Origin of the sequence: Anaerococcus porci, assembly GCF_034090325.1 — a bacterium.
Lineage (GTDB): Bacteria > Bacillota > Clostridia > Tissierellales > Peptoniphilaceae > Anaerococcus > Anaerococcus porci.
Genome location: NZ_JAXDSU010000020.1, coordinates 1 through 6,451 on the forward strand (window position 1 = coordinate 1; position 6,451 = coordinate 6,451).

The 6,451-nt window shown below is 33.5% G+C and carries 5 protein-coding genes; all 5 read left to right on the forward strand.

Annotation, left to right across the window (positions count from 1 at the left end):
- Window positions 1-433: 433 nt before the first annotated feature.
- Window positions 434-775, forward strand: coding sequence for an IS110 family transposase (locus tag SOR60_RS02535; protein ID WP_229771238.1), 342 nt, complete (start codon window positions 434-436; stop codon window positions 773-775).
- 306 nt (window positions 776-1,081) lie between these two features.
- Window positions 1,082-2,788 carry a dihydroxy-acid dehydratase gene (gene ilvD / locus SOR60_RS02540; protein WP_320595121.1) on the forward strand — a complete coding sequence of 569 codons (1,707 nt, stop codon included), beginning with the start codon at window positions 1,082-1,084 and terminating at the stop codon, window positions 2,786-2,788.
- 11 nt (window positions 2,789-2,799) lie between these two features.
- Window positions 2,800-4,527, forward strand: a complete 1,728-nt coding sequence (gene ilvD, locus SOR60_RS02545) for a dihydroxy-acid dehydratase (protein WP_320595122.1) — start codon at window positions 2,800-2,802, stop codon at window positions 4,525-4,527.
- Entirely contained in the window at window positions 4,524-5,786 is a 1,263-nt protein-coding gene (locus tag SOR60_RS02550; protein ID WP_154541514.1) for a GntP family permease, read from the forward strand. Before ilvD (SOR60_RS02545) ends, SOR60_RS02550 begins: the two co-directional genes overlap by 4 nt.
- A 9-nt stretch (window positions 5,787-5,795) precedes the next feature.
- Window positions 5,796-6,451: dihydrodipicolinate synthase family protein (locus tag SOR60_RS02555; protein ID WP_320595123.1), on the forward strand; the 656-nt coding region annotated here is incomplete at its 3' end.

Sequence of the window (6,451 nt, forward strand, 5' to 3'; positions counted from 1 at the left end):
CAAGGTAGATGAAGAAAACTACAGAGTTTTAAAAGAATTAAACAGAAGCTACCAATGTTACATGGAGCTAAGAATCAACCAAATGAACTACGTAGATCAAATAACACATCAAACATTTCCAGGCATAAAAACACTAATTCCACATAATTAAGGAGACTTTTCAAAAGACAAACTATTAGACTTTTTAAAAAAATGGTGGCATAAAGACTTAGTATTAGAAAAAACAGAAGAAGAATTTGTAGAAGAATATAAAAGGTGGGCAAAAGAAAAGAGATACCATCCAAATGCAAATAAAGCAAAAGCCATTTACAAATTAGCAGAGGATAGTATCTCAACATAGCCTTCCTATAACTCAAAAATAGAAACGAATATCAGAGAAGGAATAAACCTGAAAAAACAAATAAATCAGATTCTAAATAACATTTTATCATAAATGATAGAAATATCCGAGCCCTTAGAAGAATATCAAGAAGTAAAAAAATTCTCAGGCATATCAGAAAAATTAGCAGTACAAATAGTAGAAGAATTTGGAGACCTATCAAAATTTAAAAACAAAAAAAGCCTAATATCTTTTATTGGAATAGACGCACTGCCATATGAATCAGGAAACTTTAAAGCAGACCAAAGGAAAATAAGTAAAAGAGGAAACACAATACTAAGAAAAGTAGGCTACCAGGCAATGAAATGTATGATGAGTGCTAAAAATCCAGAAAACGAAATATATAATTACATGATAAAAAAGAAAAAGAAGGAAAAGCCGAGAAAAAAGAATTAAAAGTAGCATAAGATTTGGAAAAATACTAAAAAAAGCCGATTATTTACTTCGGCTTATTTGCCATGCACTAATTTAAATCAAATAGCCTGAAATTAATTTCAGGTTAAGCTTGACTTTTGTTAGCAGGTTTTTATGTATAGCTAAAATTATTAGCACCTAATTTTAAAAAATTACTTGACAAGTGTTTTCCTATACGATATATTATAGACAAGTAATTCGTATATACAGCTAAATTCGTATATACGAAATAAATAAGTAAGGTAATTTTAACGTTTAAAAGTGACTAAATTATAAGGAGGTCAAAAAATGCCAAAGAAAAATAGTGATAAAATTTTAAAAGGAACAGAAAATCAATATTATAGAGCCACAATGAAATCTATGGGTTTTACTACAGAGGATTTAAAAAAGCCTATAATAGGAATCGCTAATGCGTGGAGTGAACTAGTTCCAGGGCATTATAATTTGCGACAAGTTGCGCAAAGAGTAAAAGACGGTATATACAGAAATGGTGGAACTCCTGTAGAATTCGGTGTAATTGGTGGTTGCGATGGAATGGGTCAAGGTCATGTTGGAATGAATTATATAATGCCATCAAGGGAATTGATAGCTGATTCTATTGAGTCTATGGCACAAATTAATGCACTCGATGGTATCGTTTTATTAGGATCATGCGATAAAATTGTACCTGGAATGTTAATGGCAGCTGCTAGATTAGATATACCAGCTATTTTATTACCAGGTGGACCTATGGATGGAGGAATTGAATTTGATGGAAGAGAATCCGATCAAACTTCTAGCATGGAAGCTTTAGGAATGTTAGCTGCAGGGAAAATTACTGAAGAACAATATAAGATATTAGAAGATCATTCATGTCCTTCTTGTGGGTCTTGTTCTTTTTTGGGGACAGCAAATACAATGTGTGCATTATCTGAAGTTATGGGAATGACTCCTCCTGATGGTGGTATCATACCTGCTACAAGTGCAAAAAGATTACAAATAGCACAAGATACGGGATACTACATAATGGAATTATTTAAAAAAGATATAACTTCAAGAAAAATAATTACTAATAAGTCCATAGAAAATGCTATAAAAGTTTGTACATCAATGAGTGGAAGCACAAATGCTGTAATGCACCTAGCTGCTATTGCCATAGAAGCAGAATTAGATATTGATGTTTTAGATACTTTCAACAAGTTTTCTTATGATACACCGAGGTTAGCATCCGTTAATCCATCTTCAAAGTGGAATGTTCCAGATTTTTATAGAGCAGGTGGAGTAGTAAGGATTATGCAAAATCTTGGAGATAATCACTTAAATCTTAAGCAGTTAACTGTAACAGGTAAAACTGTAAGAGAAAATATTGAAGATCATTTTTATCCATTTAAAGAAAATAATGAAGTAATTAGACCATTAGATAATCCGTTTGATTACGATGGAGGAATAGCAATTTTACGAGGAAATTTAGCCCCTGATACAGGAGTTACAAAACCTGGCGCCTTTGATAGAAGTTTAGATCATTTTAAAGGTAGAGCTGTTGTATTTAATTCAGAAGAAGAAGCAGAAAAAGCAATTCTAGAAGGTCAAATAAAGGAAGGAGATTGTGTTGTTATAAGATATGAAGGTCCAAAAGGTGGTCCTGGAATGAGAGAAATGTTTAAAGCTATGAAATTGTTATATGGAAGAGGTTTGGGAAAATCAACAGCTTTAATAACAGATGGAAGATTTTCAGGGACTAATAATGGATTGTTTGTTGGTCACATATCCCCTGAGGCTGCTGAAGGAGGACCTATAGCAATAGTAGAAAACGGTGACGAAATAGAGATAGATATACAAAGTAGAAGTATAAATTTACTCGTTGACGATAAAACTATTGAAGAACGATTAAGTAAATGGAGAAGACCTGAGCCTAAATTCAACTCAGGATATTTAGGTTTATATTCTAGAGTTGCTTCTTCTGGATCAAAAGGTGGAGTGATAGATTATAATTTATTAAACAAAAATCGAGATTGAGAGAAATTACTATGAATAAAAAGACACAAAAAGCTAAAAAGATCAGAGAAATTTGGGCTCAAAGTGACGCGTTAAGAATGGGCATGGGATGGACTGAAGATGATATTGAAAAACCATTAATAATGGTAAATGATGTATTTGGAGAGTCACATCCAGGGAGCATACATCTTGACAAATTAACTAAAGAAATAAATACAGGAATAATAGAAAACGGTGGTAAACCAGTAGATTTCCATATTACTGATATCTGTGATGGCATAGCTCAAGGACATAATGGAATGAATTATATATTACTTTCACGAGAGATTATTGCTGATATGGTTGAAATTCATGGAAATGTGCATCCTTGGGATGGGATGGTGTTAGTTTCATCATGTGATAAATCAATTCCTGCTCATTTAATAGCGGCAGCAAGATTAGATATACCTACTGTATTCGTTCCTGGGGGAACAATGAGACCAGGACCTTATATGACTACATCTGGAAAAGGTGGAGAGATTACTTTACAAAAGAAACAAAACAAGATAAATGATTTTGAAGTAATGCAATACAAAAAAACGGGTTGTCCATCATGTGGTGCATGTCAATTCTTAGGGACAGCAAATACAATGCAGGCTTTATCTGAAGCGTTAGGACTATCATTACCGACTACAGCTTTATCTTCTGCAACAATGATAGATATTCAACAAACATCTAGAATGGCTGGAAAAGCAGTAATGAGACTAAAAGAAAAAAATATAAAAGTATCTGATATATTAACTAAAGAAGCTTTTGAAAATGCTATAATTGTTCATGCTGCAATTGGAGGATCTACCAATGCCATGATACATCTGCCAGCTTTAGCACATGCTTTAGGATGGGAATTAGATGTAAAAAAATTTGATGAAATTAACAAAAAGATTCCTCATTTATGCAATGTTGCACCAAGTGGAAGATATCCAGCTGAAACACTTTGGTTTGCAGGAGGGATTCCGGCAGTTCAGGAAGAACTGAGAGAATATTTGAACTTAGACGTTATAACAGTCACTGGTAATACTCTTGGGGAAAACTTGGATGCTGTAAAATCTAGTGGTTTTTATGAAAGAAATATTGGATATCTTGCAAATTATGGTTTGAAGAAATCTGACATCATAACACCTATTAATGAAAGCAATGAAAAGGGATCGGTAGCTGTTCTTGAGGGGAATATAGCACCTGATGGAGCGGTTATAAAGTATTCAGCTGTAAGTGAAGATATGATGTATCATGTAGGAAAAGCAAAAGTCTTTAATTGTGAAGAAGATTGCAATCAAGCTGTAGTGGATAGGAATGTAGATCCAGGCGATGTACTTGTGATTAGATATGAAGGTCCAAGAGGTTCGGGAATGCCGGAAATGTATATGACTACTGAAGCTATTATGAGTGATCCAAGAATAAATTCATCAACAGTATTAATTACTGATGGGAGATATTCTGGTGCTACAAGAGGTCCTTGCGTAGGTCATATATCTCCAGAAGGTGTCACAGGAGGACCAATAGCGTTTATTGAAGATGAAGATTTAATTGAGTTAGATATTAATAATAGAACTATTAATATAGTGGGAATAAAAGGGGAAAAAGTAGATAAGTATGAAGTAGAGTCTATTATGAAGGAAAGAAAGAAAAAGTGGACACCCCCAAATTTATCTAATAGAAAAGGAATTTTTAAAAAATATACAGAGAGTGCTACATCAGGTATGAAAGGAGCGTACATGAAATGAGTGAAGTTACTTTATTAGGTGCTTTATTAGCGTTAGGTATAGCTATTTTTTTAATAATCGTTGGGATACCTGCATCTTATAGTATGTTATTTGGAGCATTAGTAGGTGGAATTGTAGGTGGAGCTGGTCTTTCAGGAACATTGAGTATAATGGTGGGCGGCGCTTCTGGCATGACTTCTGCTATATTAAGGATTATAGCGGCAGGAGTATTAGCTGGTGTACTCATGGGCTCAGGAGCCGCTAGTACAATTGCTGAAACAATAGTAAAAAAATTAGGTGAAGCAAATTCATTAATTGCATTAACTATTTCTACATTTATATTAACAGGGATAGGTGTTTTTGGAGATGTTTCAGTGTTAACAGTATCTCCAATAGGAATACAAATAGGTAAAAAAACAAAAGTATCAAAATTAGCTATTTTATTTGCTATGATAGGTGGAGTTAAAGGAGGACAGTTGGCGTCACCAAATCCAAATACGATTGCTGCAGCAGAGCCTTTTAATGTACCGTTAACCAGTTTGATGCTAGCTGGTGTTATACCTGGTATAGCAGTTGCTATTGCAACAATAATTTTATCTAGAACGCTAGTAAATAAAGGAAATTTATTTGGCGAACATGAAGAGGAAGTAATATTAGAAAATAAACCTGGATTATTTGCCTCAATAATTGGTCCGATTGTATCTATATCTCTATTGGTTCTTAGACCGATTGCAGGAATAGAAATTGATCCTATAATTGCTTTGCCAGTAGGAGGTATTGTGGGATGTCTTGCAATGGGCAAATATAAAGATTTTATATCTCTATCTACTTTAGGATTGGATAAGATGAGTAGTGTTGTGTTACTTCTATTAGGAACTGGTACTATTTCTGGAATTATTTCAAATTCCTCAATCCAAGAAGTTGTAATAGGATTTGTTGAACACGTAGGTCTACCAGGATTTATGTTAGCTCCAATTGCAGGTATTACTATGGGAGCTGCTACGGCATCTGCTACGGCAGGATCTTCTGTAGGAGGTAATATATTCGGAGAATCAATATTAGCTTCAGGAGTTGCTCCATTACAGGCAGCACAGATGATATATACAGGAACAATTTGGTTTGATAGCTTACCTCATGGTAGTTTCTTTCATGTAAGTTGTGGTTCTGTTAATATGAAAATAAAACAAAGATTAAAATTACTACCATATGAGTTATTGATAGGAATAGCAGGATCCATAGTTTCTGTACTTTTATATGGTGTTATAGGATTGAATTTTTAGGAGGACTTTATGTGTGAAATAATAGTACCAGTTGTTACAATATTTGATGAAAATGAAAAACCGGATTTCGAAGAAAATAAGAAAGTCATAGATTTTCTTATTGAAGGTGGTGTTGATGGAATTCTAGTACTTGGAAGTACTGGAGAATTTACAGTTTTAGACTATGAAGATAAATTACAATTTGCTAAAGACTACTACAAGTATACAAAGGGTAGGGTTGATTTATATTTTGGAAGCAATTGTGCTTCTTTTGAAGATACAGTAAAGCTTAGCAATGAAGCTATAAAAATAGGCTATAAAGGTATTATGGTTATGGGACCATATTACTTTGCCATGGATGATGAAAAAATCTTTATATATTATAATGAATTAGCAAAAAAAGTTAAGGGAAATTTATATATTTATAATTTTCCAGCTAGAAGTGGTTACTCTGTAAGTGGTGAAGTATATGCTAAATTAGTTGAAGAAAACTCAAATATAGTAGGTCTTAAAGATTCAGTTCTAGACCCACTTCACACTAATAGGCTACTAAGAGCTACAGAAGGTCATAAGACAAAAATTTACTCAGGATTTGATGACCAATTCTTATATAACCTTTCAACAGGTGGTTCAGGATGTATAGGTGCTCTTTCAAACTTAGTACCAGAAATATGGTCAGATCTCGT

Excerpts from the sequence above, each read along its gene's own strand:
- ilvD (WP_320595121.1), top strand. The coding sequence starts at position 1,082 with ATGCCAAAGAAAAATAGTGATAAAATTTTAAAAGGAACAGAAAATCAA.
- ilvD (WP_320595122.1), top strand. The coding sequence starts at position 2,800 with ATGAATAAAAAGACACAAAAAGCTAAAAAGATCAGAGAAATTTGGGCT.
- SOR60_RS02550 (WP_154541514.1), top strand. The coding sequence starts at position 4,524 with ATGAGTGAAGTTACTTTATTAGGTGCTTTATTAGCGTTAGGTATAGCT.
- SOR60_RS02535 (WP_229771238.1), top strand. The coding sequence starts at position 434 with ATGATAGAAATATCCGAGCCCTTAGAAGAATATCAAGAAGTAAAAAAA.